Below are 24,683 nucleotides of genomic sequence, written 5' to 3'. Positions count from 1 at the left end.
ATACTTAGCCTTGCATTTTCACGTGGGTCTTGCCCATCCTTTTTTCCATAACAGGAGGATCAGGTCATGTTGCCGAAATGGCTACCATCTGTGTTCGTCGCGCTGGCGCTCATCAGCCCGTTGCAGGCCACCGCGCAGGAGCGGCGTCTGCCGCAGTCCCAGGGTGAGCTGCAGCTCAGCTACGCCCCCATTGTGCGGGAAGTGGCCCCCGCCGTGGTCAATGTCTACGCGACAACTCTCACACGGCAAAACATTTCCCCCTTCGCCAATGATCCGTTTTTCAACCGCTTCTTTGGCCGCAACAACCCGTTTCAATCCCGCCCGCGCGAATCGCAGTCGCTGGGCTCCGGCGTCATCGTTGACAGTTCCGGGGTCATTCTCACCAACAGCCATGTGGTGAGCGGCGCCACCGATATCCGCATCGCGCTCACCGATGGCCGCGAATATAATGTCGATCTGGTGCTCGATGACGAAAAAACCGATCTGGCCGTCCTCAAGATCCGCGATCCGGACCGTCAGTTCCCGGCCCTCAGCTTTGGGGATTCAGACCGGCTGGAAGTGGGGGATCTGGTGCTCGCCATCGGCAACCCGTTCGGCGTCGGCCAGACGGTTACCTCCGGCATTGTCTCCGCGCTCGCCCGCACAGGCGTTGAAACCAGCGATTATGGCTTCTTCATCCAGACAGACGCAGCCATCAATCCCGGCAATTCCGGCGGCGCGCTCGTCGATATGCAGGGGCGGCTGGTTGGCGTCAATTCCGCCATCTTCACCCGGTCCGGCGGCTCGCTCGGCATCGGTTTTGCCATTCCCGCCAACATGGCCAAGGTGGTCGCCAATGCCGGGCTCAATGGCGGCGAGATCATTCGCCCCTGGTTCGGCGTTGCCCTGCAAGATATCAACACCGATATCGCCGACAGCCTCGGGCTGGAAGCCCCCCATGGTGCCCTGATTGCCGAAGTGGCCAAAGAAAGCCCCGCCGAAGCGGCAGGCCTTAAATCCGGCGATGTGATCATCGCGATTGACGGGCTTGAGGTGGCCGATTCCCGTGCCTTCAATTTCCGCCTTGCCACCAAACAGGTTGGCGGCACCGCCGAGGTCACCTTCATCCGTCAGGGCCAGCCGCAAACGGTTGCTGTGGCTCTCAAGGCCTATGCCGATGGCGCGCCGGGCCAGCAGGTGCAGATTTCCGGCAACACCCGCTTTGCCGGTGTCATCGCCCAGCAGCTCACCCCCAATCTGGCGCAGGAATACGGCATGTCGTTTGAGGCAGAAGGCATTGTCATCACCGATGTCGCGCCAAATTCACCTGCCGATGCCATGGGCTTGCGTAAAGGGGATGTCATCCTGTCGCTCAATGGCGAGGAGATGAAAGATCTGGATAGGTTCGGCAAGCTTGCTTCATCGCGCCAACGCGGCTGGCAGATTGTGCTCCAACGCGGTAATCAGGTTATTCGCTCCTTCGTCAGTGGATAGTCATGGCCGATTTGTTTGCACCCGATCCCGAAACCGCCCCACCAGTGGATGAGGCCAGCCGGCCGCTGGCCGACAGATTGCGCCCGGCCGCGCTCGATGAGGTCATTGGCCAGTCTCAGCTGTTGGGGCCGCAGGGGTCGCTGCGCCGCATGATTGCCACCGGGCGGCTCGGTTCCCTCATTCTCTGGGGGCCGCCCGGCACCGGCAAAACCACCGTCGCCCGTCTGCTGGCGGCGGAAACCGGCTATCGTTTCGAGCAGATCTCGGCGATCTTCTCCGGCGTTGCCGATCTCAAAAAGGTTTTCGAGCGCGCCCGTATGGAACGCACGGGCGGCACGCAGACCTTGCTGTTCGTCGACGAAATCCACCGCTTCAACCGCGCCCAGCAGGATAGCTTTCTGCCGGTGATGGAAAACGGCACCGTCATCCTCGTCGGCGCCACCACGGAAAATCCATCCTTTGAGCTCAACGCCGCTTTGCTCAGCCGCGCGCAGGTGCTCCGCTTTGAATCGCTGAACAAGGATGATTTGCAACAGCTTCTCGCCCGCGCCGAAGCCCTGCTTGAAAATCCGCTGCCGCTTGATGAGGGCGCGCGCGAAAGCCTGATCACCCTGGCCGATGGCGACGGACGGGCCATTCTTGGTCTGGTCGAGGAGGTTTATGCCGCCACCCCGGCAGGGGAAGTGCTGGATGCAGCAGCCCTGCAATCGCTGGTTCAGCGCCGCGCGCCGATTTACGACAAGGCGCAGGATGGGCACTACAATCTCATCTCGGCCCTGCACAAAACCATTCGTGGCTCCGATCCCGATGCGGCGCTTTATTATTTCGCCCGCATGCTCGATGCAGGAGAGGACCCCATGTTCCTTGCCCGGCGTCTCATACGCATGGCGGTCGAAGATATCGGCATGGCCGACCCGCAGGCTTTGCCGCAAACGGTGGCAGCGCGCGATGCCTATCACATGCTCGGTTCACCTGAAGGCGAGCTGGCTTTGGCCCAGGCCGTGGTCTATCTGGCCTCCGCGCCCAAGTCCAATGCGGTTTACACCGCCTATAAGGCCGCCATGGCGCTGGCAAAGACCTCTGGCTCACCCATGCCGCCAATGGCCATTCTCAACGCTCCAACCAAGCTTATGGCCGCTGAAGGCTATAATGAGGGCTATATTTACGATCACGACACGCCAGAGGGCTTTTCCGGGCAGGAATATTTCCCCGAAAAGATCGGCCGCCAGCGCTTTTACGCGCCGGTCGAACGGGGGCATGAACGTGAAATCAAGAAACGCCTGGATTATTTCGAACGCATCCGCACCCGCAATCGCGAGGCCGGCGAAGGCTAGGCCATTTCACAAGCGCGGCGGCCCTCAGGGGCCTTGCCGCTTCCAATAGCCTTCCTTGCCCAGCTTGAACCCAAGATCCACCAGCGAGGCCAGATAATCCTCGTCGGGGGGAAACTCGTCCTTGGTCCGGAAGCTGGCGGGCACGGCGGCCAGCCGGTAGGCGGCGTTGTTGTTCTGGGCCACCACCCGCATCCGGTTGATGTCGCCACGCCCCAGATACTTGATAAAGGTCGGCACACTGTGGCGCAGCACAGTGAAGGCATCGGTCTTCACCGGCTCATAGCTCGGCGAGATATTACCGTTGTAGATCACATAAAGGTTCCGTTTTGGCGTGCCGCCACTGGCCGTGCGCACATCGGGCACCCGGATATGCTCGGGTATCAGCAGGATTTGCTGGGTGACACTGCCATCCACATGCAACTCGTCATATTGTTCGCCATTGGCTTCCACATTGATCAAAACCGGCGGATAAATGCCCGGCACCGCAGCCGATGCCAGCAGGATCTTGCGGATCAGCGTCACACGATGCGGGATTTGCGAACTGGCAATGGCCCCGATATCCCAAACCACCGGCTTTTCCGCGTCCAGATTGGTGGTGCCAATCAGCAGGCGGCGACCCTTTTTGTGCTCGGCGGCAAACAGGGGCAGGGTGGTCTCGTTGATGATCGATTCAATCGCGTCGGCAATCGGTTCACTGCTCTCAATGCCACCGGCACCAAACAACACCCCGATAATGCCTGCGCCGCGTTTCCGTGTGGTCGCCAGATGGTCGAAGGCTTCAACCAGTTGCTTGTCATAATCAGAACCGAGAAAGGCAAATGGCGCAATCAGCGCGCCAACACTGATGCCGGCAACAAAATCAAACTTGGGGCGGTCGCCACGGGCGCTCCAGCCAACCAGATAGCCAACACCAAATGCCCCGTTATAGCCGCCACCCGAAAGGCTGAGTGCATCCACCCTCTCTTTGCGGGCACCCGCCAGCAAATGTTTTCGGATACGCTGGTCAAGCGCCGGGTTGCGCTGCTTGGGGTCGGGGTCATCGGCCCAATAGCGGATGGGGGCAGGGCTGGTGCCTTCCTGATGCACATGCGCAACGTCCGCAAGGTCAACTGGCACCGGGGATCGCATGCCGGTTGTTGCACAACCAGCTACAATGCTGAATACAGTCGCGGCGAGTATAAGCCGTGTGATGTAGAGACTATGCTTTTTCATCAGCCGATTCGGCGCTTTTTCAATAAAATGATCCTGCAACAATATCCGCCATAATGTTAAGAGCAGGTTTTTTTGGCCCCGGAATGGGTTATATGGTGCCTTGCACTGTGAGAATCTGGCGGTTTTAGTGCGTTTTTGATGATAAAATCATGAGCCTTCTACACAGGAAATACCTGTATTGGGCCGGATTTAGAGGTTTTTATGCACGCTTTTTTGCTGGTTGGTGCAGGTGGTGCGCTTGGTGCCATGGCGCGATACGGGCTTGGTCTGGTGGTCGGGCGGCACTGGCATACAGCTTTTCCGCTAGCCACCATTACCGCCAATATCGTCGGTTCACTGGCCATGGGGGTTCTTGTCGGGCTGTTGGCCCGCTATACACCCGAGTGGCAGCCTCAGGCCCGGCTGTTCATCGCCGTCGGCCTTCTCGGCGGCTTCACGACATTCTCTGCGTTTTCGCTCGATAGCATTACCCTTCTGGAAAGAGGGCAACTGGGTCTGGCGATCAGTTACATATTAGGATCGGTTATCATGTCCATATTCGCCCTTTACGGCGGTCTTCTCCTGACACGCGCGGTGGCATAAATGGCCGCCGTACAACAACAGGATGTCAGTGACGACGAAGACGGCATGCGGCTGGATCGCTGGTTCGCGCTTCATTTTCCGCAACTGCCTTTCGGGCGGCTGCAAAAACTGCTGCGCACCGGTCAGGTGCGCGTCGACAAGGCTCGCGTCAAGGCAAACACCCGCCTGGCGGCAGGGCAGGTTGTGCGCATTCCCCCCGTCGATGACGAAGCAAAACCGGCAACCCCACGCATCAATGCCAAGGATGTAGAGTTTCTGCGCAACCTCATCATCTATGAGGATGACGATATCTACGTCTTCAACAAGCCGCATGGTCTCGCCGTGCAGGGCGGTTCCGGCACCAAACGGCATATGGATGGCATGCTGCAAAGCCTGATCAACAAGAAGGGCGAAGCGCCCCGCCTTGTGCATCGGCTCGATCGTGATACCTCCGGCTGTCTGCTGGTCGCCAAGACGCGCGCCGTCGCCAGCCATTTCGGTCAGGTGTTTCGCACCCGCTCGGCCCGCAAGATTTACTGGGCGCTCACCGTCGGTGTGCCCAACCCGCCCCAGGGGCGTATTTCCTGTTTCGTTGCCCGCCAGTCCACCAAGGATGGCGAGCAGATGGTTGTGGTCAATAACGGCGATAATGGCGCGCAGCATTCCGTCAGTCATTATTCGGTCACCGACACGGCCGGGCGCGATTTCGCCTGGGTCACGCTCAAACCGGTAACGGGCCGCACCCACCAGTTGCGCGTGCATATGCAGGAAATGGGCACGCCCATTCTCGATGATCCGCGCTATTTCACCCTCGATAACTGGAACTGGGAACGCCCGGAAGTGCTGGGCGAGGGCCTGCACCTGCATGCCCGGCGGCTGGCCCTGCCTTTGCGCAATGGCAAGCGCCTCGATATCACTGCGCCGCTGCCCCCGCATATGGTGCGCAGTTTCAATGCGCTTGGCTTCGATGCCAACCGCTACGATGCCCAGGACCACGACCCGGAAGACTAGGGAGCCGACGCTTTGAAGCTGGCTGTATTTGACGTCGATGGCACGCTGGTCGATTCAGTGGCGCTGCTGGTCGAGACCATCACCGTGTCGTTCACCGCGCTGGGACAGGCCGTGCCGGAAGAAGCGTTGATGCGTTCAATTTCCGGGCTCAATCTGGAAAGGGCTATTTCCATTCTGGCGCCGGGGGCCGATGCAGAGCGTCTGGCAGCACTTGCGGCAGAATATCGCCGCGAATATCTGGCGCGGGCCACCGCCGAAATGCGCGAGCCACTGTTTCCGGGCACTGAAGCGGCGCTCGCCACACTGGCGGCGCGCGATGACATGCTCATGGCTGTCGCCACCGGCAAGGCATTGCGGGGTGCCAACCGCATATTGCAAGCCCATGCCATCGACACTTATTTCACCTCGGTACAAACGCCCGACCACAACCCGTCAAAGCCGCATCCCGATATGATCTTTGCCGCGATGAAAACGGCCGGCAGCGATCGCGCCGGCACTGTGATGATCGGCGACACTAATCATGATATGGAGATGGCACGCGCCGCTGGTGTGCGCGCTATCGGGGTCAGCTGGGGCTATCATCTGCCCGCCGATCTGTTAAAAGCCGGCGCAGACATCATCATCGACGATTACAACGATTTGCCCGGTGCCATAGACACTCTGTTGGGAACTTAAAATGCGTGAATTTCTCCAGGATGCCCACAAGCATCAGGATGACGGCCTTGGCCGCGCCCAGGCCCCGGGAAACCCCAATCTGCCCAAACGCCTCTATGAAAAGGCTGAAGCGGTCCCCGCTGAGGGCGGTTTCGCCATCGCGCTGGATGGCCGTCTGGTCAAAACGCCCGGCCGCGTTCCCGTCACCGTGCCGTCCGAAGCGCTGGCCCATGAGATGGCCGCCGAATGGGCCGTGCAAAAGGATGTGATCCGCGCCGACACCATGCCGCTGACCCGGCTGGTCAATTCAGGTGTCGAAGGGGGCGAAAAAGTCGTCCCGGCCCTGCGCGAAGAAGTGCTCAAATACGCCAGCAATGACCTGTTGCTCTACCGCGCCGAAAGCCCGCAAGAGCTGGTTGCCGAACAGGAAGCTGTCTGGGATGCCGTCCTTGTCACGCTGGCCCGTCACTTCAACGTCCGCTTCCAGCCCACCATCGGCATTATCCATCAGGCCCAGCCCGAGGATACCCTGACCCGCCTGGCCGAGGCGATCAACGATGCGCCGTTGCTGGCCCTGACTTCGCTGGTTTCGATAACCGGTCTCACCGGTTCCGGCCTGCTGGCCATTTCCCTGCGGCACAAGCTGTGCACTGCAGATGACGCCTGGACCGCCGCTCACGTGGACGAGGATTACAATATCCGGCTCTGGGGCGAAGATGGCGAGGCGCAGGCCCGCCGCACCAAACGCCGCAGCGAATACGACGCCGCGCTCAAGGTGCTCGCCCATATCGAGGGATAGGGCTTAGGCGTCCTTGGCCGCAACCTGTTTGATCCACACCACAACCTCGGGCGCAATCTCTGCCAGCGGGTCGAGCACAAAGTCGCGCGCATGCGCAAACGGGTGGGGCAGGGTCAGCGTGTCGCTTGCCATCTCCACCCGGTCATAGGCGATCATGTCGATATCGATAACGCGCGGTCCCCAGACCTCGATCCGCTTGCGGCCCATGTCATTCTCGATCGCCAGACACGCCACCATCAGCGCACGCGGGGTCAGGCTGGTTTCGATCTCAACCGCCATATTGTGGAAATCGTTCTGGTCGGTCTTTCCCCAGGGCTTAGTAACCCTGACCAAAGAGCGTTTTGTAAGCCTTGTATAGGGTAACAATTCCAGTCGACGGATCGCCTCTTCCAGCTGTTTTGCCGGGTCCCCAATATTCGCCCCAAGCGCCAGCCATGCTAACCCCATCAGGGCCGCTCGCGATAAATTTCAATCGCAAACTCGCCGGAAACCGCCGGAATCGGGGCCTCTGGCTTGCGAATGCGCACCTTGATCCATTCAATCGGCGCAAAGCTTTCAAACATCCGGTCGACAATATGCTGCCCCAAAGCCTCGATCAGCTTGTACCGCGTATCCTCCGTCGCCCCCTTCACCAGATCATAGATATCTGCATAAGAAACCGTGTCCTCCACCGCGTCACTTTTCCCCGCTGCAACAAGGTCAATTCCGCATTCAAGGTCGATCCGGAAGCGTTGTCCGAGCTTGTTTTCCTCAAGCATCACACCATGATAGCCGTAAAAGGCAAGGTCTGTGAGAAGGATACGGTCAGAGGTCTTTGCCGGCATTAAACGATCTCCTTCGGCGGGCCATAAAAAGTGGCTTCAGCCACCCGCAGCGCATCAGAATGCGCCGCAACGTCATGCACCCGAAACACATGCGCTCCGGCCTGATACGCCAAGACATTGCTCGCCACTGTCCCGGCCACCCGCGCACCGGGTTCAACGTCCAGCAGCTTGCCGATCATCGACTTGCGCGATGTTCCTGCCAGTAGCGGATAACCCATTGTATTCAATTCACTAAGCCGGCGCAGCAATGCGTAGTTCTCGGCAAAGGATTTGCCAAACCCGAACCCCGGATCAAGCATAATCCGCTCGTCCTCAATGCCAGCCTTCGCCGCGATTTCAAGACTAACCTCAAAATACCGGCGCATCTCGGCAATCAGGTCCTTGCCGGTATCCCGCTTGGTGTCCCAATGCATGATAATCACTGGCGCCCCATGCAGCGCCGCCACATCCGCAATCTCGGGATCACGCTGTAACCCATAAACATCATTGACGATTTGCGCGCCTGATTGCAGCGCCTGATCGGCGACAAGCGCCTTATAAGTATCAATCGAAACCAGCGCATCGAGTTCGGCGTCTGCCAGCGCCTCAAGCGCGGGCACAACCCGATCCAGCTCAGCTTGCACGGCCACAGCATCAGCTCCGGGCCGGGTGCTTTCACCCCCAACATCAATGATATCAGCCCCTTGCGTCACCATCTGGCGCGCATGAGCGACCGTATCAGCGAGCGTGGTATGCGTACCGCCGTCAGAAAAACTGTCCGGCGTCACGTTCAATATGCCCATGATCAGGGCTTTGGGGCCGAGCGCAATAACACCGTCCCGACGCTTCACTGTGAAGCGTTTGTGCGGGCTCATTGTACAGAATTTCCCGCAGGCTCCGCATAAAGATCGTATTCGTCGGAGTCCGTGATTGTGACCGAAACCATGTCGCCCGGCTTGATACCTTCGGCATCATCGATGATCACGGTGCCGTCAATATCCGGTGCGTCCCACTGGGAGCGGGCGGTGGCGCGATTGTTCTCCGGGTCGACATCATCCACCAGCGCGTCAATTGTCCGCCCCACACGGCTTGCAAGCCGCTCTGTGCTGACATCCTGCGCCACTTCCATTAGCCGCTCATAGCGCTCGCGCTTGACCTCGTCGGGCACAGCGCCCTCGATCTCATTCGCCTTCGCGCCAGCAACAGGCTCATATTCAAAGCAGCCTGCGCGGTCGATCTGGGTTTCTTCCACCCAGTCGAGCAGCATCTGGAAATCTTCCTCAGTCTCGCCGGGAAAGCCGACAATAAAGGTCGAACGCACGGCGAGGTCCGGGCAAACCTGCCGCCAGGCCTTGATCCGGTCAGCGGTTTTTTCCTGATTGGCCGGCCGCCGCATCGCCTTCAAAACGGTCGGGGAGGCGTGCTGGAAGGGAATATCGAGATAGGGGAGGATCTTGCCATCCGCCATCAACGGAATAACCTTGTCCACATGCGGATAAGGATAAACGTAGTGCATGCGAATCCACGCACCCAGCTCACCCAGTTCTTCAGCCAGCGTTAAAAACCGCGCTTCGATATCACGGCCATGAAACTTGGACGTCGCATATTTGATATCAACGCCAAAGGCGCTGGTATCCTGCGAAATTACCATGATTTCCTTGGTGCCCGCTTTCACAAGCCGTTCGGCTTCATAAAGCACGCTTGCCACCGGCCGCGAAACCAGATCTCCCCGGATCGACGGGATGATGCAGAACGAGCAACGGTTATTGCAGCCTTCTGAAATCTTGAGATAGGCGTAGTGACGCGGCGTCAGTTTCAAGCCTTGCGGGGGCACCAGATCCGTAAACGGATTGGCGACCGGCGGCACGGCCTGATGCACGGCATCAACCACGGCTTCATACTGATGCGGGCCGCTCACGGCCAATACGCTTGGATGCGTCGCGCGAATGAGTTCGTCTTCCGTGCCGAGACAACCGGTGACGATAACGCGTCCATTCTCGTTCAACGCCTCGCCGATAGCTTCAAGGCTTTCCGCCTTGGCGCTATCGAGAAAGCCGCACGTATTGACGATAACAACATCAGCACCATCGTAATTGGGCGAAAAGGCATAGCCTTGCGCGCGTAACGTGGTGAGGATCCGTTCACTATCCACAAGAGCCTTGGGACAGCCGAGGCTGACGAGGCCAATTGTTGGCACTTGAGCCATGGTTTTGCCTGCTAATTCGATTGGAAGCCGCTGTCATAGCGGAAAGCACGAAAAGGTCAACGATTGCCATACATCATCATGATGGCTAAATCGCGTTCCTCTTGACTTGTCAGGGGGCCGCTACCTGCGCTCGAACGGCTTATGCCGCTCAGGGTGATCTCACGATTTTGTCGGCGGCGTACGTTTTGCGGTGCGTCGTGGGCGCGCCGGTGTTTTGGTTGCCGGCGTTTTCGCTGCTGCTGGTTTCGCGGCTGCCCGGGGCTTGGCCGGAGCGGGCGCTGGCTCGGCTTCATAATCGTCATCGGCCAGTTCTTCGATCGCATCGCGGACTTCATCGATCAGCGAAACGGATGGGCGCGGGTGGCTTGCCGTCGTGGCCACACCTTCATTCGCCTTGAAATAAACGATCAGCGCTTCGCAAACGATACGTAAAACAACGAAACCCAACAGGCCGAACACAGCAATTTCCAGCAGGCCCCAAAGCCCCGCGCCAAAGCCAAAAGCAAAAGTCGCGAACAGGTGGCTGATTGTCCAAAGCACAATTGCCGCTAGCCCGAGCAAATAAAGGATGGTGATCAGGCGGGGTGCAATAATCCGGTCAAGACTGAACAACAGGGTGCTGGTGGCCAGTTTCTTCAAATCATCAAAGGTCATTTGCTTCTTCCGGGTCAAGGAATCGTAAGCGCTAAATTGCGGTGCCGTGGCCGCAGTTACAAGCCCCCATCATCGTCGCGAACCGGCAAAACCGGCCCAAACCGTTGCTCAAATGCCGCTTTGAGGCTGATATCGACCTCCGCCATCGAGGTCAGCTGCCCCAAATCCTCAAAACTGGTCACGCCCTGATCGCGAATGCCACACGGCACGATGCCGTCATAATGACCAAGGTCAGGAGCTATGTTCAGCGAAATGCCGTGAAAGCTGACCCAGCGTGAGACCCGCACGCCGAGGGCGGCAATCTTGTCCTCGCTCATGGCACCGCGCTCCGGGCGCTGCACCCAGACCCCGATACGGCCATCGCGCAATTCGCCCTTGATATTATGCGCGGCAAGTGTGTCGATCACCCAGGCTTCAAGGTTTTGAACGAGGCAGCGAATATCACGGCCGCGCTGGCGCAGGTCCAGCATGACGTAGGCAATGCGTTGTCCGGGACCGTGGTAAGTATACTGGCCCCCACGACCAGCGTCATAAACCGGGAATTTTTCGGGTGTCAGCAGATCGACCGCCTTGGCAGATGTGCCGGCGGTATAGAGCGGGGGATGTTCGAGCAGCCAGACCAGTTCTTCGGCTTCGCCATCTGCGATCGCCCGCGCCCGCGCCCGCATCGTATCAAGCGCCTGCGGATAGGGCACAAGCCCCTCAGATATCTGCCAGTGCACGGGGCGCGAATCGGCGCGCAACAGCTTTTCCGAGGTTGCGGGCACCTTATTTTTGCCGGGCGTTAACGTTTCAATAACCATGAGGTGTGAATGCTGCTTTCTATCGATGCCTGCGCCTGCTTGGTGTTTGCGGGCGAGTCTGACCCCGGGATTCTTTAATATATGAACATGCTCGACGATATTGAAGTCGATATCAGTGTGGAACTCGGCGCGACCACCATGCCGATACATCATCTGCTGCGCATGGGACGCGGGGCCGTTATCGAACTCGATACCACGGAGCGCGACCCTATGCGCATCTACGCCAACAACAAACTGGTCGCCCACGGGGAGATCAGGGTGGAAGATGGCCAGCTTACCGTGCAGGTCATTGAAAAGATAATTCGGCGCAGCTGAAAACAAACGACATGAAGGCGATTTAATCGCTTGAGCTACCGGAATTGTTTTGCTACATGCTGGCTCGCTTCGCCATTCGGCTTGGCTTTTCCATGACAGTGCGGTCGTGGCGGAATTGGTAGACGCGCAGCGTTGAGGTCGCTGTGGGGTAAAACCCGTGGAAGTTCGAGTCTTCTCGACCGCACCATCATGTGGATTTTAATAATCCATATCTCATCGAATTATTTTTCAATATATGAAAAACGCGCCCTTGGGCGCGTCTTTGTTTTGCTGATCAGGCTGCCAAGCGGCCGGTAAATGTCCCTCAAAATCGCGGAAAGTCCATCAGACAAGCTTCATAGGTCCTGAGCCCACTGGCTTGTCATTGATGTAGGTTGATGACACCGTCTTTTCCGATCTTGATCCCATTCCGGCCATTACGTTGACGTGCCTTCAGGCACGGTCCCAGCCAGCGCGCTGGTGCGGTGTAACCAGCGGCGGCTCCGGTTGCGGCGTGGGTTGGGGTAAGGGGTTAGGCTGTGCCGGGTCGTTTTGCGGTGGTGCCGGTTCTGTAGGGTTTGCAGGATCAGGGATGATCACGTCCTCCCCACCTGCACGCACGGGCAACGGGGTTGCGCTTGCGTAAGCGCTCTCTGGCGGGCGCCCAGGAGTTGTCACAAGACCATACACCAACGCAATCAGACCGAGCAGGATAAGAAACAGGCCGCCGGTCACCGCGCCCTGAATAACTACAAAATACAAGCCCACAAGCACGAAGGTAAGATGAATACAAAACCAGCGCGCTACATGAACAAAGCCGTGATAAGTCCGCTCATGCGCCGCATACTCGGCGCTGCTCATTCCCGAATTGCTCCCAATATCCATCTCAACGCCCTCCAGATTGCGGGAAAGTGACTGTGGTATGATGTCCAACATCCGGTTCGGAACCGCTGATATTGGCTCGCGCAACCTCCCAGCCGAATTTGACGGGATTGCCGGAGCCGGCCCAAATCGCCGCTGTGCGGGGGATAAGTTTAAGCATGGTGAGGTCGGGGTCAGCCTTGCCATCGGGATACCAGGCGCTGGCAACGGGGTTCCAGTAGCGTTTGATATGCAGCTCTGAATGTTCAAGGACAAGATGCCCCATAACGCAGGCATAATAGCCATGATCTCGATCGGTCAGGCACATATGTACCTCACCGCCGCTTTGGGCGGCCTTTGCCAGATCGGTGTCCTTTTTGGAGTAAAACCAGACAGCGTTTTCTTCGCGGGCGCCGTTCGCGGTCATGGGTTGCATGTGCTGGTCTGATGCTGGACTGCCGAGCATCACCGTGCGGATGTCTTCGAGCTTGTCCCAGAACTGTTTCAGGGGATTTTCTTTGAAATCATCAAGTGTGGTCATTGAATTCTCCATTCCTGGGAATTCAACGGCAGCGGCGTAAAATGGTTCCCGCGGCCATGGGAGGGACCTCCAGGCGTGCAAAGCTGCTGATGGTGCCTGTATCGCCGCTCGGCAGCCGGACCGGTTAGTCACCCAGGGTATCGGCGACATAAGCGCCGCGCTGGCCCATGGGCATGTCGGGGGAAATAGTGGTGTCTTTGGCTGTCTGGTGCTCAATTTCGGCGTTTAGCTTTGCACCGACGACTACCGCGATAACGGAAAACCACAACCAGGTGAGAAAGCCGATCACGGCGCCGAGAGACCCATAGGTGGCACTGTAATTGCCAAAATTGGTCACATACCAGGAAAAGGGAATGGAGATGATCATGATGGCGAGAATACTGAACATCGCCCCCGGGGTTATCCATCGCCATTTCGCGTCATTGCGGCTCGGTCCCCAGCGATAAAGCGCCGCGAGCCCCACCAGCAGGACGCCGGCGAGGATCAAAAAGCTTGCGGCAGACAGCACGATCTCGGCAAAGCCGCGTTGCGGCAAAATGGCGAGAACAGCCGGCAGAAGGATGACGGTTGCAAGAGCTGCGGCGGCAATCACCGCTGCGCCCAGTGTAAACAGCAATGCTAGCGCATTCACATGTATGAAGTTACGCTTTTCACGTTCGCCATAGGCGATATTCATCGCCTCAAACAGGCCCTTGATGCCAAGGCTGGCACTCCACAAGGCAACACCTGATGCAAGAATGAGCGTCCACCCCAAGGCATCGCCACTCTTGCTGGTGATGCGGACGAGCTGTGAGCGGATGAGGTCGAGCCCGCCTTCGGGCACGATACCTCGCAATAGGGAAACTTGCTCAGAAATGGAGACGGGATCGGAAAAAAGCCCGTAAATCGAAACGATCATGCTTAGGGCCGGCACCAAAGCGATCAACAAATAAAGCGTCACGCCCGCCGAAAACAACATGACCCGATCTGTGAAAAAGGTCAGCACGGTGCGCTTGAGCACCTGTTTCCAGGCACGCAACGGCATTTTTCGCGGTGTGGAAACATCGCGTCCTGCCTCTGCTTTCATATGCGACGGCTCGGGGGTTAGCTTTGGTTGGCTTGGGTCCCGTTCGTTTTCTGCAAGATCCCGTGTCATGCCTAGTTAACGGGGAAAGCCCCTTTCCGTTCCATGCGGGTCAGAAGCTGGCAGGCCGGATGCATCCGCTCCTGATCATTCTCGACGGGTTGATCGCGCCGGCACCAGGCGATGAGCGCCAGTTTAGGGGTATTGGTCCCCCCACTCTGTGTACGAAAAATGCACGTTTCCTTCGGAACCAAGCTTGGCCGGCCGCGTTATAGATTTAACTGCGGGCGAAGCGGCAGCGCGGTTTGCACACATTCCCTGCATTGGAGGAAACCATGGCGAAAAGTACAACGCAGAAGGCGCGCACGGCCACGCTCGGAGACCAAAAAGTTCTTCGCGGTACGGGCGGAGAAATTCATCAAACTGCCGGTAATGGCGTCGAGACCCTGACGACTGCCTAGGGCACGCCGGTCGCTGATGACCAGAATTCGCTAAAGGGGGGCGGTCGCGGCCCCACACTGCTCGAAGACCAGCATTTCCGCGAGAAAATTTTCCATTTTGACCATGAGCGCATTCCAGAGCGCGTCGTTCATGCCCGTGGCTTTGGGGCGCATGGTTTCTTTGAGGCGTTAGAGGATATTTCCGACCTTACGCGCGCCGCCGTCTTCAAAAAAGGCGAGAAGACAGAATTGTTTGCCCGATTTTCAACCGTTGCCGGCAATCAGGGGTCACCTGATTTGGCGCGCGACGTGCGCGGTTTTGCCGTCAAATTCTACACCACGGAAGGCAATTGGGATCTGGTTGGCAACAATATCCCGGTCTTCTTTATCCAGGACGCCATCAAGTTTCCCGATCTCATTCATGCTGCCAAGCAGGAGCCTGATCGCGGCTTTCCGCAGGCCCAGACTGCCCACGACAATTTCTGGGATTTCATCTCGCTGACCCCGGAATCGATCAACATGGCGTTGTGGATCATGTCCGATCGCACTATCCCGCGCTCCCTGCGCTTCATGGAAGGCTTCGGTGTTCACACCTTCCGGCTGATAAATGCCGCCGGCAAATCTCATTTCGTCAAGTTTCACTGGAAACCCAAGCAGGGCCTGCAATCCGTTGTCTGGAACGAGGCGGTAAAACTTAACGGCGCTGATCCGGACTTCCATCGCCGCGATATGTGGGACGCGATCACAATGGGCGATTATCCCGAATGGGAGCTCGGCATGCAGGTCTTTGACGAAAAATTTGCAGAAGAGTTCGAATTCGACGTGCTCGATCCCACCAAGATCATCCCCGAAGAACAGGTGCCGGTCCGTATCGTCGGGCGGATGGTGCTGAACCGCTGTGTGGACAATTTCTTTGCGGAAACCGAGCAGGTTGCCTTCATGACCGGCAATTTGGTCCCCGGAATCGACTTCACCAACGACCCGCTATTGCAGGGTCGTAACTTTTCCTATCTCGACACGCAGCTTTCCCGGCTCGGGTCGACGAATTTCACGCACCTGCCCATCAATGCCCCACGCTGCCCGTTCCATCACTTCCAGCAGGACGGGCACATGGCCTTCCATAATCCTGCAGGACGGGCAAATTACGAGCCCAACTCTTGGGGCAAAGAGGGCGGTCCACGCGAGGACCCGGAGAAGGGTTTCACTTCCTTTCCCGAAGAAATCGAAGGGCCGAAGGGGCGTTATAGATCCGAAACCTTCGCCGACCATTACAGCCAGGCGCGGCAGTTTTACCGTTCGCAGACCGAAACGGAGCAAGATCATATCGCCGACGCGTTTGTGTTTGAACTTTCCAAAGTGGAGACTTTGGCTATCCGGGAGCGCGTCGTATCACACCTCCTGAATGTGGATGAGGACCTCGCCGACAAGGTGGTCAAGGGTCTGGGTTTGAAGACGAAGCCCAAGCCAGCCGACGCGGCGATGACCCCGCGGGACGATCTTAAAGAGTCGCCGAAACTTTCCATCATCCTCAACGGATCAGAGAGCTTTGCCGGTCGCAAGCTCGGCGCGTTGATAACAGATGGTGTCGATATCGATATCCTCGAGGGTCTCAAGGCGGCTCTGGAAAAGGAAGGCGCGCAGATAGAGTTTATTGCGCCCCAGGTCGGCGGCGTTAAAGCGAGCGACGGCACATGGATCGAGGCTCAGCAAAAAATCGATGGCGGACCGTCCATCCTTTACGACGCCGTTGCAATTCTCGTGTCGGAAAAGGGTTGCGAGATGCTCACCAAGATACCTGCGGCGCGGGACTTCGTTGCTGACGCTTTCGCCCACTGCAAATTTATCGGGTACACCGCAGAGACCGGTCCACTGTTGGAAAAGGCGGGGGTCCGGTCCGAATTGGACGAAGGATGCCGGGAACTTTCGAAGAAAGGGGACGGCAAGGATTTTGTGGCACTGTGTCGTCAACTTCGTTTCTGGAAAAGAGAGGCAAAACTCGGCTAGTTACCGTGTTACAATGCATGCGACGGCGGCGTCGGAAGACGCCGCCGTTTTTCGTTTTGGAACCAGAGCGGACACGGTTGTGCTTTCATCAGGTTCGGGTTGCGCATGCTCCTTCATCGGTTATGCTGCGATGTGGAGGGGTTACGAAGCGCCACCCATGCGGATTTTTCCTTCGAAGTCAGTGAGTATCGAAAACATTCAACGAATGAATAAAATGGATTACGACGCTTCGAAGATTGCTGCTAGAGCGCACCTCGCGGCTTCTGTTGCAGGGCTGCATGAGCGCTTAGACAGGGCGATGACGCTTGAACGCATGGAGACTGTCGACGATTATCGTCGTCATCTCCGCTATCATGCACGGGTGCTGGTTCCTCTGGAAAAAGCCCTGCAAACGAACCCGCATGTCTCTGCGCTCCCAGACGCTGCACGCCGTTGGCGCAGCGCGGCGCTTTTGGACGATCTCCGCGTCCTGGGAGAATCCCAGCCTGAAAAAGTGGAGACAGCAATCCGCGTCACGCTGGGTGCATTCGCCGGTGCAATATATGTGTTGGAGGGATCCAGGCTCGGAGCGAAGGTTCTCTTGCGCCAGCTGGACGCGCAAGCGGATCGTGATCTTCCTGTCGCGTTTCTGTCTCATGGGGCAGACGAAAAATTCTGGCCATCCTTTGTAAACTGGCTGAATTCGCGGGAATGGTCGCCGAGCGACCTTGCAGAGATGCGCGAAAGCGCCCAGGCAGTTTTTTCGGCCTATCTGGTCGCCTGCGAACACGGAGCTTGATTGACCAATGAACGATGTAACGCATACAGAGGTCGATCTAACAAACTGCGACCGCGAGCCAATTCACCTTCTGGGGCAAGTACAGTCGTTTGGTTTTTTGCTAGGCCTGACCTCTGACTGGATGGTCGCGTACGCCTCCAACAACGTTGCCTCTTTTTTGCCGGTTGAAAACACCGATGCTTTGCTGGGCCGGCCGATTTCAGAGGTACTTGACGAGGAGGCGATACACGCAATCCGAAATCGCCTTCAACATCTGGGCATGCGCGTAGGGTTGGAAGTTGCTGCGGGCGTGCAGGTCGGGGACCAGGGTCATCTTTACGATGTCTCGATCCACGTCTCGGGGGACACGATCGTTCTTGAGTTTGAACCGAGTGATTTATCCGCCTCGGTGCAGGACCAAATCGCCAACGTTCAGCACGCAATCCAGCGCATTGCGAGCACAACGAGCATCGACGATGCCCTCAAGTACGCCGTCCGGTTTGTGAAGGCCTTTGGCGGCTATGATCGCGTCATGGCCTACAAGTTCCTGTCTGACGACACCGGAGAAGTTGTTGCAGAATCGTTGACCGCAGGAATGGAGCCGTTCTTGAACCTGCGGTATCCAGCGTCCGACATCCCGAAACAGGCGCGTGCACTTTACGTGCGAAATCCGATACGCGTTATCGCTGATGTCAATGACCATAGCGTCCCGATCATGCCCGGCGGGGCAGTAGGGTTGGACCTGTCCGACGCGGTGCTTCGTAGTGTTTCGTCGATCCATCTTGAATACCTGCGCAATATGGGCGTCGGTGCATCGATGTCGATATCCATCATTGTTGACAACAGCTTATGGGGGCTTATTGCGTGCCACCATAATTCGACGAAGCTCTTGAGCCAGTCCACCCGCAATGCGCTTTTATTATTCGGGCAGATGCTTTCGCTCACCCTGCGCGAAAAGCTCTCTATGCAAGAGCGCCAGCTTGAAACCCGTACCCGGGAACTCACCAATGCCATTTCCCGATCGGCCGGCGCTGAAATGGGTGAATCAAAAATCCTGCTCGCCAGCGCCGATGAGGTCATGGAGCTCATGGGGGCCGACGGTATTGCCATATTTTTCGAGGGCAAGGCAGATAGCGTTGGCATGGTGCCGACAAAGGATGAGATCACTATCATCACAAACCATCTGAACCGCGGTCCCGCGGGCAAGATCGTCGCCACATCGGAATTGCGCGGCCTCGTGCCCGCTGCAGCCGACTTCACCGAACGTGCCTGTGGATTGCTGGCGATCCCGATTTCGAAGGCACCGCGCGACTACATCATGTTCTTTCGCCGCGAAGTGACCAAAAAGGTGTCTTGGGCAGGCAATCCCGAAAAGCCTGCGTCCCTGGGACCCAACGGGAGCCGTCTTACGCCTCGCAAGAGCTTTGAAACCTGGCAGGCGACTGTTGAAGGGCAGAGCGAAGAATGGCTTAGCGCACATTTTCGTGCCGCAGAACAGTTGCGTATCACCTTTCTTGAGGTCGTGCTTCGACTGATGGAGGAAGCATCTCAAGAACGCAAACGCGCGACCGAGAAGCAGGAACTCTTGATCGCGGAGCTCAACCACCGGGTTCGCAACATACTGAGTTTGGTCCGCAGCCTGATCAATCAGACACATAGTGCGGACATGACGACTTGGGACTTCATGCAGGTACTCGACAGCCGCATCCAGTCTCTCGCCAGAGCCCATGACCAGATCACAAAGGATAATTGGTCGCCTGCATCCCTACAGTCACTCATCAGGACTGAGGCGGAAGGGTACTTGCAGGACAATAAGGATCGCGTGGTTTTGTCCGGTGACGATGTCCTGCTTGTGCCGGCGGCCTTTTCAAGCCTGGCGCTTGTGGTGCACGAACTCATTACTAATTCGGCGAAATATGGCGCGCTCTCCGATCGCTCCGGTCAGATCAATATCACGCTGGAACGCCAGCCCGACCAGTCGCTGGGCATCAAATGGCAGGAAAGCGGTGGCCCTGCCGTGCAGGCACCCACCCGCAGAGGATTCGGCACGACCATTATAGACCGGACAATACCCTTTGAACTTGGCGGGACCGCCAATGTCGAGTTCGCAGTGACTGGTGTGCGTGCTGAATTTAGTATCCCTGCAGTCCATGTGCGCAACGCACCTGTCTCGAACGTGAGACCGAAAAGCGTTTCCACGTCTCCGGAGGCCCCATCCGACAGCTTGTCATTTCCTGAAAAGGTGCTGCTGGTCGAGGACAATCTGCTCATTGCGATGGATGGTGAAGATGCGCTGAGGCGTCTCGGTGCGCGCGACATCTCCGTTTGCGCAAACGTGCGGTCGGCATTGGACGCAATGGAGCATGAAGATTTTGAATTCGCGCTGCTCGATATCAACCTGGGGACCGAAACGAGTTTACCTGTAGCAAGTAAACTCAGGGAACTGGGAATTCCGTTCATCTTTGCATCGGGCTATGGCGAGAACAGCGTTTTGCCCGAGGAAATGCGGAACGAACTTGTGTTGGCTAAGCCTTACGATATGGCCGGTCTCGGGGCCTCCTGGCAAAAAAACCAACGAATCTAGGAAGTTGTAGGACACATTTCCGTTCCCGCAATAGCGACCCCGCTCGCGTATAAAACTATTCGCAATATTTCTCACTCGCTCTTCCCCTCGGGCATAGTGACGAATTGGCCGAATGAGAGCTGTGACGATGTTTTTACGTACCGTGGCGCCCCGTCTGGATCACGGGCCCATGTCCAAGCGTATTTTTATCAATATCACATCGAAACATGGCTTGTTGACCGTGGGGGCACCACATACGGACCGGCCCTGCTTTTTGGGGGCGGTCACAATGCGATCCCCAGCCATCTCTGAGTGTGGAAACTGATCTGGCTCAGCCGGGTCTATCCGCGCTCCAATAAATGGAACTTTTTGGCATATCGGACGTTTGAATTGTCAGGTGTCGGGTTCAGTCCACTCCCGATAATCCAAGTCTTTAAAACCCAGGTTCTGGTCACGCCTATTTGCATTCGGCTAGGCGATAGAGCTTCCAGTGCCTCGGTTATGACGGACCCCGACAGTGCCAACTCCGAGAGGGCGGCCCGATGAACGTTCAGTCAAAAATAGATTTTGCCGCCATTATCCCGACCCAGCGCATCGCGCACAACGTGCTAGATCTGGTCGGTCAAACCCCGATGGTGCGCCTGCATCGATATCTCGATCTGACAGATGTTAATTTGATCGCCAAGGTTGAGGCGCTGAATCCCGGTGGCAGTGCCAAGGATCGTCCAGCTCGTTATATGATTGAGCGCGCCCTTGCTGATGGTCGCTTGTCGCCGGGCGATACGGTCGTGGAATCGTCTTCCGGCAACATGGGCATCGGACTGGCGCAGACCTGTGCTGTTCACAACCTGAAATTCATCTGCGTCGTAGATCCCAACGCTCAGGCGCAGAACGTTGCGATCATCCGCGCTTTGGGTGGCAAGATCGAGCTGGTCGAGGCTGCTATCGACGGTGATTTCCTCGCCGCACGTTTGGAACGGGTGGCCGAGTTGCTTCGGGCATCGCCAGATCGGTTCTGGCCGAATCAATATGCCAATACCGACAATCCGGCAGCACATGAAGCCGGCACAATCTCGGAGATTGATGCGGCTTTACCCGATCAGATCGACTACCTTTTTGTTGCATGCTCCAGCACCGGCACCGCGCGCGGCTGTCGCGATTACCTTCGCCGCATGGGACGCAAGACCAAAGTGGTTGCTGTGGATGCTGAAGGCAGTACACTTTTTGATGGCGTCGCCGGGCCGCGCAAAATCTCAGGGATGGGGGCTGGTAGGGTGCCGGAACTTGCCAAGGGGCAGAGCTTTGACAATGTCATCCGCGTGGCTGATATCACCTGCGTTACAGGGTGCCGCCGGGCTGTTGCGCGCGAAGGTTTTCTGGTTGGCGGCTCAGGTGGCGGCGTGCTTGAGGCGGTGCGCAGCATGCAGGACAAGTTGCGCGGCAAGACTGCCGTTGCAATCATCCATGATTCCGGCGCGCGCTATTTAGGGACTGTTTTCGATCCCGATTGGGTGGAGCGGGAATTGGGCGTTCCAGAGGACCAGGTGCTGGCGTTGGCTGGGTTGGAAACTTCGGTGGCGTGACAACATTGCGCAAGACCATTGCCATCATCGGTTGCGGACCAAAGGGGTTCTATGCTCTGGACGCATTATGTCAGGCCGCGCGGGACATCCCGTCGCATACGTTCGACGTCCACATATTCGAGCCATCTCCTTACCCCGGTGCTGGCCCGATTTACGATCCGGAACAACCAGACATTCTGCTTATGAATTTCCCCGCCCATATGATCGATGCCTGGACCGACGGGCGCGGGCCAAACCTGCTGGCGTGGCTCGCGGAAAATGGCACAGCCGTTGGGGCCGACGACTACGTTCCACGCGCCGTGGTGGGGCGATATCTGGGGTGGTGCTTTGATAAGGTCGCCGCAGATGTGCCGTTGAACGTCCATCTCACGCTGCATCCCACTGAGGTCACTGGGCTGCGCCCGTTGCGGGGTGGGTGGATGGTGTCCCCGGGCACCATCGTTGCCGATGAGGTGCTGGTAAGTACCGGGCATCAGGACTGGTCACGCAAGGGCGAGACCAACAGCGCAGAAAAGATTTCTTCGCCGTTCCCGATCGACGCCGCCTTGACGAGAGACAAGGTCTCGCCCGGCGCATCGGTGATCTGCAAGGGCTTTGCCCTGACTTTCATCGACACCGTGCTGGCGCTGACCGAAGGTCGTGGTGGTGTGTTCACGGAAAAAGAATACGGCTACGCCTATCAACCCTGCGGGGATGAGCCGCGCGTTATCGCGCCCTTTAGCCGTACAGGTCGACCGATGCGGGCAAAGGTTGAAGCCGATCACTTCGTACCGCCTCAGGACGGAGCATTCTGGCGGGCACAGGTTGCCGACCTCGAAACGTTCCTGGCCAGACAACCCGATGCGACGTTCCGCGATGACATTTGGCCCGCCTTATTACGGATTGCAGATAGCACGCTTGAAATGACGCCGGGAACGTCGGCAGCATTCTTCGCCGATTGGCAAGGGGCAGCATTCGACGCCGAGCGGTGTCGCTATGAACTGCGTATGGGTTATGCCGTTGCGGTTGGTGCCATGCCGCCTGACATATGCTGGGCTCTGGGCGAAGCCTGGCGGCGGTGCTACCCTGTGCTTGTCCGGTGGATCAGCCACAGGGAGCTTTCTACGAGGGACGCGACCCGCTTCCGCAACGCCGCTGCCGAAATGGAGCGGCTGGCGTTCGGGCCGCCCGCACAAAACGTAGGTAAACTGATCTGTTTAGAAGAGGCGGGGCTGGTTAGTTTTGAGCATTTGTCTGGCGATATGTCGGCCGATATCACCATCGATGCCACAATCCCACCCGCAGGTGGTGCGGCGCTGTCACAGCCGCTAACAGATTTGTTGCGCAACGACTATGTGAGCGTTGGGGCTTTGGGAGGAGTCATTGTAAATGACCGGGCGCAAGCGCTAATTGATGACATCGTGACACCCGGTCTGTCGATAATAGGGCGCGCGACTGAGGGCAGCGTACTGGGCAACGATACGCTGTCGCGCACTTTGCACGATTTGCCGATACGATGGGCGGCACATGCCACAAGCGTAACTGCTGTACCTGCACACCCCGGATTGGAGCAAACCGCGTGATCCCCGCCGCATCAGTCTTTGACCACTGCTATGGTATTGTCCCACTGCGCCCCAGGCTTGAAGAGTGGATGTTTGAGCTGATCGCTGATCAACCCCGTTTGCAGACACTCACCGAGGAATTTGGTGCTCCGCTTAACATCCAGACCGACGCCCCGTTTCGCAAAAATATTGCGGCGCTCCGCGACTGTGTGAGCGAGTTTGCCCTTCCATTTCTGCCAATGTTCGCGCGCAAGGCCAACAAGTGTCTGACCTATGTGGACGCGGCCCGCGACATGGGTATCGGCGTTGATACGGCCAGTCATGCCGAGGTTCAGCAATGTCTGGTGCAGGGTGTTCCCGGCGACAGGATCGTTTGCACCGCGGCGGTCAAGGACCGCGCGCTGTTGACGCTATGCGCCGCCAACGGCGTGACCATTATTCTCGACAACCATGACGAGTTGGCATTGTTGGAAGAGATTATGCGGGACCATGGCGGAATGGTTTCGGTCGGCCTGCGTGTGAACGGGTTTGTGCGGGATGGCAGAGTGCTCTATTCGCGCTTCGGATTTCCATTGCAAGAAATTGCCACGCTTGCAGCACGGCTGGAGACGTTGCAAACAATCAGGCTGGACGGTTTGCATTTTCACCTCAACGGCTATAGCGCCGAAGATCGTATTGCAGCCATTTCTCAGACATTGCGCGTGATCTCCAAAATCAGGGGGAGTGAACAGGACGATTTCTTTCTCGATATCGGCGGCGGTATTCCCATGAATTATCTCGCCGACGCGGACCAATGGGACAACTGGGTTGGTGAGTTGGATGCTGCCTTGGTTGGTTCCCGTGACCCGATTACGCAGCACAATGATGGCCTTGGGCGAAAGTCGGGGCCGAATGGAATAACCGGCAAAGTCGATAGCTATCCAGTTGCGCAGCCTCTGGTTCAAACTGATTGGCTACGCAAGATCCTTGATGCCCCCGATGGGGATCGGTCAATCGCCGCGCGCTTGCGCGAGGCCAAACTATCCTTGCGGTGTGAGCCGGGGCGCGCCCTGCTGGACGGATGCGGCATAACGGTGGCGCGGGTCGCTTTTTGCAAGCACGACAGCAATGGAACACCAGTGATTGGGGTGCAGATGAACCGCACCCAATCGCGTTCCGGCTTTGACGAATTCGCGCTGGACCCTCTCATGGTTCCAGGACCGCGGCCCTTTGGTGCAGCGGTTGAAGGCTATCTGGCCGGCACATATTGTACCGAAAGCGAATGGCTTACCCGCCGCAAGATGGTGTTCCCAAATGGCGTGCAGGCTGGGGACCTCATGGTGTTCGTGAACACGGCAGGCTACCTCATGCATTTTCTGGAAAGCCGTTCACACCAGTTTCCGTTGGCTACCAACGTGTTTTTATCCGCCGAGGCGGCGCTGCCCGCGAAGGTTGATCGCATTGAAACTTGACTGGCATAACCCGACTGTTTCGTTGCAGTTGGCAATAATCAGTGATGGGCAGCTTTCCTTGATCACGCCTGCGAC

The 24,683-nt window shown here is 57.6% G+C and carries 22 protein-coding genes, 1 tRNA gene and 1 pseudogene; 14 read left to right on the top strand and 10 right to left on the bottom strand.

The features are described from left to right. Positions 1-66: 66 nt before the first annotated feature. Both L1P08_RS04570 and L1P08_RS04565 read left to right on the top strand, forming a co-directional pair. Entirely contained in the window at positions 67-1,473 is a 1,407-nt protein-coding gene (locus L1P08_RS04570) for a DegQ family serine endoprotease (protein ID WP_303618821.1), read from the top strand. A gap of 2 nt (positions 1,474-1,475) precedes the next feature. Then, positions 1,476-2,807, top strand: coding sequence for a replication-associated recombination protein A (locus L1P08_RS04565; protein WP_303618820.1), 1,332 nt, complete (start codon positions 1,476-1,478; stop codon positions 2,805-2,807). Between the two features lie 24 nt (positions 2,808-2,831). On the opposite strand, the gene L1P08_RS04560 is transcribed toward L1P08_RS04565, so the two are convergent. Further along, positions 2,832-3,923: a patatin-like phospholipase family protein gene (locus tag L1P08_RS04560; protein WP_303618819.1), complete on the bottom strand. Its 1,092-nt coding sequence runs from the start codon at positions 3,921-3,923 to the stop codon at positions 2,832-2,834. 297 nt (positions 3,924-4,220) lie between these two features. Here L1P08_RS04560 and crcB point away from each other — a divergent pair, with 297 nt between their 5' ends. Genes crcB through L1P08_RS04540 form a run of 4 tightly spaced genes read left to right on the top strand, consistent with a single transcriptional unit; the run spans position 4,221 to position 7,044 of the window. Beyond that, on the top strand, positions 4,221-4,601 hold the full coding sequence (gene crcB / locus L1P08_RS04555) for a fluoride efflux transporter CrcB (RefSeq protein WP_303618818.1): 381 nt from the start codon (positions 4,221-4,223) through the stop codon (positions 4,599-4,601). Further along, entirely contained in the window at positions 4,602-5,591 is a 990-nt protein-coding gene (locus L1P08_RS04550; RefSeq protein WP_303618817.1) for an RluA family pseudouridine synthase, read from the top strand. Positions 5,592-5,603: 12 nt separating this feature from the next. Beyond that, the gene (locus tag L1P08_RS04545) at positions 5,604-6,266 is read left to right on the top strand and encodes an HAD-IA family hydrolase (protein WP_303618816.1); all 663 of its coding nucleotides are present in this window, start codon (positions 5,604-5,606) and stop codon (positions 6,264-6,266) included. A 1-nt stretch (position 6,267) separates the two neighbouring features. Continuing rightward, positions 6,268-7,044 carry an ATP12 family chaperone protein gene (locus L1P08_RS04540; protein ID WP_303618815.1) on the top strand — a complete coding sequence of 259 codons (777 nt, stop codon included), beginning with the start codon at positions 6,268-6,270 and terminating at the stop codon, positions 7,042-7,044. 3 nt (positions 7,045-7,047) lie between these two features. Here the strand turns inward: L1P08_RS04540 and folK are convergent, their stop codons facing one another. From folK to lipB, 6 genes are all read right to left on the bottom strand, one after another. Continuing rightward, positions 7,048-7,491, bottom strand: a complete 444-nt coding sequence (gene folK, locus L1P08_RS04535) for a 2-amino-4-hydroxy-6-hydroxymethyldihydropteridine diphosphokinase (protein WP_303618814.1) — start codon at positions 7,489-7,491, stop codon at positions 7,048-7,050. Continuing rightward, positions 7,491-7,868 (bottom strand): dihydroneopterin aldolase, encoded by a 378-nt coding sequence (gene folB, locus L1P08_RS04530; protein ID WP_303618813.1) that lies wholly within the window; start codon positions 7,866-7,868, stop codon positions 7,491-7,493. The genes folK and folB overlap by 1 nt, the downstream gene beginning before the upstream one ends. Then, positions 7,868-8,722: a dihydropteroate synthase gene (gene folP / locus L1P08_RS04525; protein WP_303618812.1), complete on the bottom strand. Its 855-nt coding sequence runs from the start codon at positions 8,720-8,722 to the stop codon at positions 7,868-7,870. The genes folB and folP overlap by 1 nt, the downstream gene beginning before the upstream one ends. Next, entirely contained in the window at positions 8,719-10,053 is a 1,335-nt protein-coding gene (rimO, locus tag L1P08_RS04520) for a 30S ribosomal protein S12 methylthiotransferase RimO (RefSeq protein ID WP_303618811.1), read from the bottom strand. Before rimO ends, folP begins: the two co-directional genes overlap by 4 nt. Before the next feature lie 159 nt (positions 10,054-10,212). Further along, positions 10,213-10,707, bottom strand: a complete 495-nt coding sequence (locus L1P08_RS04515; RefSeq protein ID WP_303618810.1) for a DUF4282 domain-containing protein — start codon at positions 10,705-10,707, stop codon at positions 10,213-10,215. Positions 10,708-10,763: 56 nt separating this feature from the next. Then, entirely contained in the window at positions 10,764-11,510 is a 747-nt protein-coding gene (gene lipB / locus L1P08_RS04510; RefSeq protein WP_303618809.1) for a lipoyl(octanoyl) transferase LipB, read from the bottom strand. Positions 11,511-11,591: 81 nt separating this feature from the next. On the opposite strand from lipB, the gene L1P08_RS04505 reads away from it, so the two are divergent. Together L1P08_RS04505 and L1P08_RS04500 are read left to right on the top strand one after the other, a co-directional pair. Beyond that, on the top strand, positions 11,592-11,825 hold the full coding sequence (locus L1P08_RS04505) for a FliM/FliN family flagellar motor switch protein (protein ID WP_303618808.1): 234 nt from the start codon (positions 11,592-11,594) through the stop codon (positions 11,823-11,825). A 100-nt stretch (positions 11,826-11,925) separates the two neighbouring features. Next, positions 11,926-12,012, top strand: a tRNA-Leu gene (locus L1P08_RS04500). Positions 12,013-12,257: 245 nt separating this feature from the next. On the opposite strand, the gene L1P08_RS04495 is transcribed toward L1P08_RS04500, so the two are convergent. From L1P08_RS04495 to L1P08_RS04485, 3 genes are all read right to left on the bottom strand, one after another. Continuing rightward, positions 12,258-12,689 (bottom strand): aa3-type cytochrome c oxidase subunit IV, encoded by a 432-nt coding sequence (locus L1P08_RS04495; protein ID WP_303618807.1) that lies wholly within the window; start codon positions 12,687-12,689, stop codon positions 12,258-12,260. 1 nt (position 12,690) lies between these two features. Beyond that, a complete protein-coding gene (locus L1P08_RS04490) occupies positions 12,691-13,206 on the bottom strand; it encodes a pyridoxamine 5'-phosphate oxidase family protein (RefSeq protein ID WP_303618806.1) in 516 nt (171 codons plus the stop codon). Between the two features lie 124 nt (positions 13,207-13,330). Then, positions 13,331-14,272, bottom strand: coding sequence for a YihY/virulence factor BrkB family protein (locus tag L1P08_RS04485; RefSeq protein ID WP_303618805.1), 942 nt, complete (start codon positions 14,270-14,272; stop codon positions 13,331-13,333). Positions 14,273-14,604: 332 nt separating this feature from the next. Between L1P08_RS04485 and L1P08_RS04480 the strand changes: the two are divergent. From L1P08_RS04480 to L1P08_RS04455, 6 genes and pseudogenes are all read left to right on the top strand, one after another. Next, a pseudogene (locus L1P08_RS04480) lies at positions 14,605-16,713 on the top strand (catalase). A gap of 157 nt (positions 16,714-16,870) precedes the next feature. Beyond that, the gene (locus tag L1P08_RS04475; protein WP_303618804.1) at positions 16,871-17,491 is read left to right on the top strand and encodes a biliverdin-producing heme oxygenase; all 621 of its coding nucleotides are present in this window, start codon (positions 16,871-16,873) and stop codon (positions 17,489-17,491) included. Between the two features lie 7 nt (positions 17,492-17,498). Continuing rightward, positions 17,499-20,054, top strand: a complete 2,556-nt coding sequence (locus L1P08_RS04470; protein WP_303618803.1) for an HWE histidine kinase domain-containing protein — start codon at positions 17,499-17,501, stop codon at positions 20,052-20,054. Positions 20,055-20,575: 521 nt separating this feature from the next. Next, positions 20,576-21,616: a 2,3-diaminopropionate biosynthesis protein SbnA gene (sbnA, locus tag L1P08_RS04465; RefSeq protein ID WP_303618802.1), complete on the top strand. Its 1,041-nt coding sequence runs from the start codon at positions 20,576-20,578 to the stop codon at positions 21,614-21,616. Between the two features lie 5 nt (positions 21,617-21,621). Beyond that, complete coding sequence (locus L1P08_RS04460) at positions 21,622-23,178, top strand: FAD/NAD(P)-binding protein (RefSeq protein ID WP_303618801.1); 1,557 nt, start codon at positions 21,622-21,624, stop codon at positions 23,176-23,178. Further along, positions 23,175-24,608: a Y4yA family PLP-dependent enzyme gene (locus tag L1P08_RS04455; RefSeq protein WP_303618800.1), complete on the top strand. Its 1,434-nt coding sequence runs from the start codon at positions 23,175-23,177 to the stop codon at positions 24,606-24,608. Before L1P08_RS04460 ends, L1P08_RS04455 begins: the two co-directional genes overlap by 4 nt. Positions 24,609-24,683 lie beyond the last annotated feature (75 nt).

It is taken from the genome of Mariluticola halotolerans (assembly GCF_021611515.1).
Classification (GTDB): Bacteria; Pseudomonadota; Alphaproteobacteria; order Rhizobiales; family Devosiaceae; genus Mariluticola; species Mariluticola halotolerans.
Note: the sequence above shows the minus strand (reverse complement) of the source record. Positions and strands in the feature narration are given on the sequence as shown.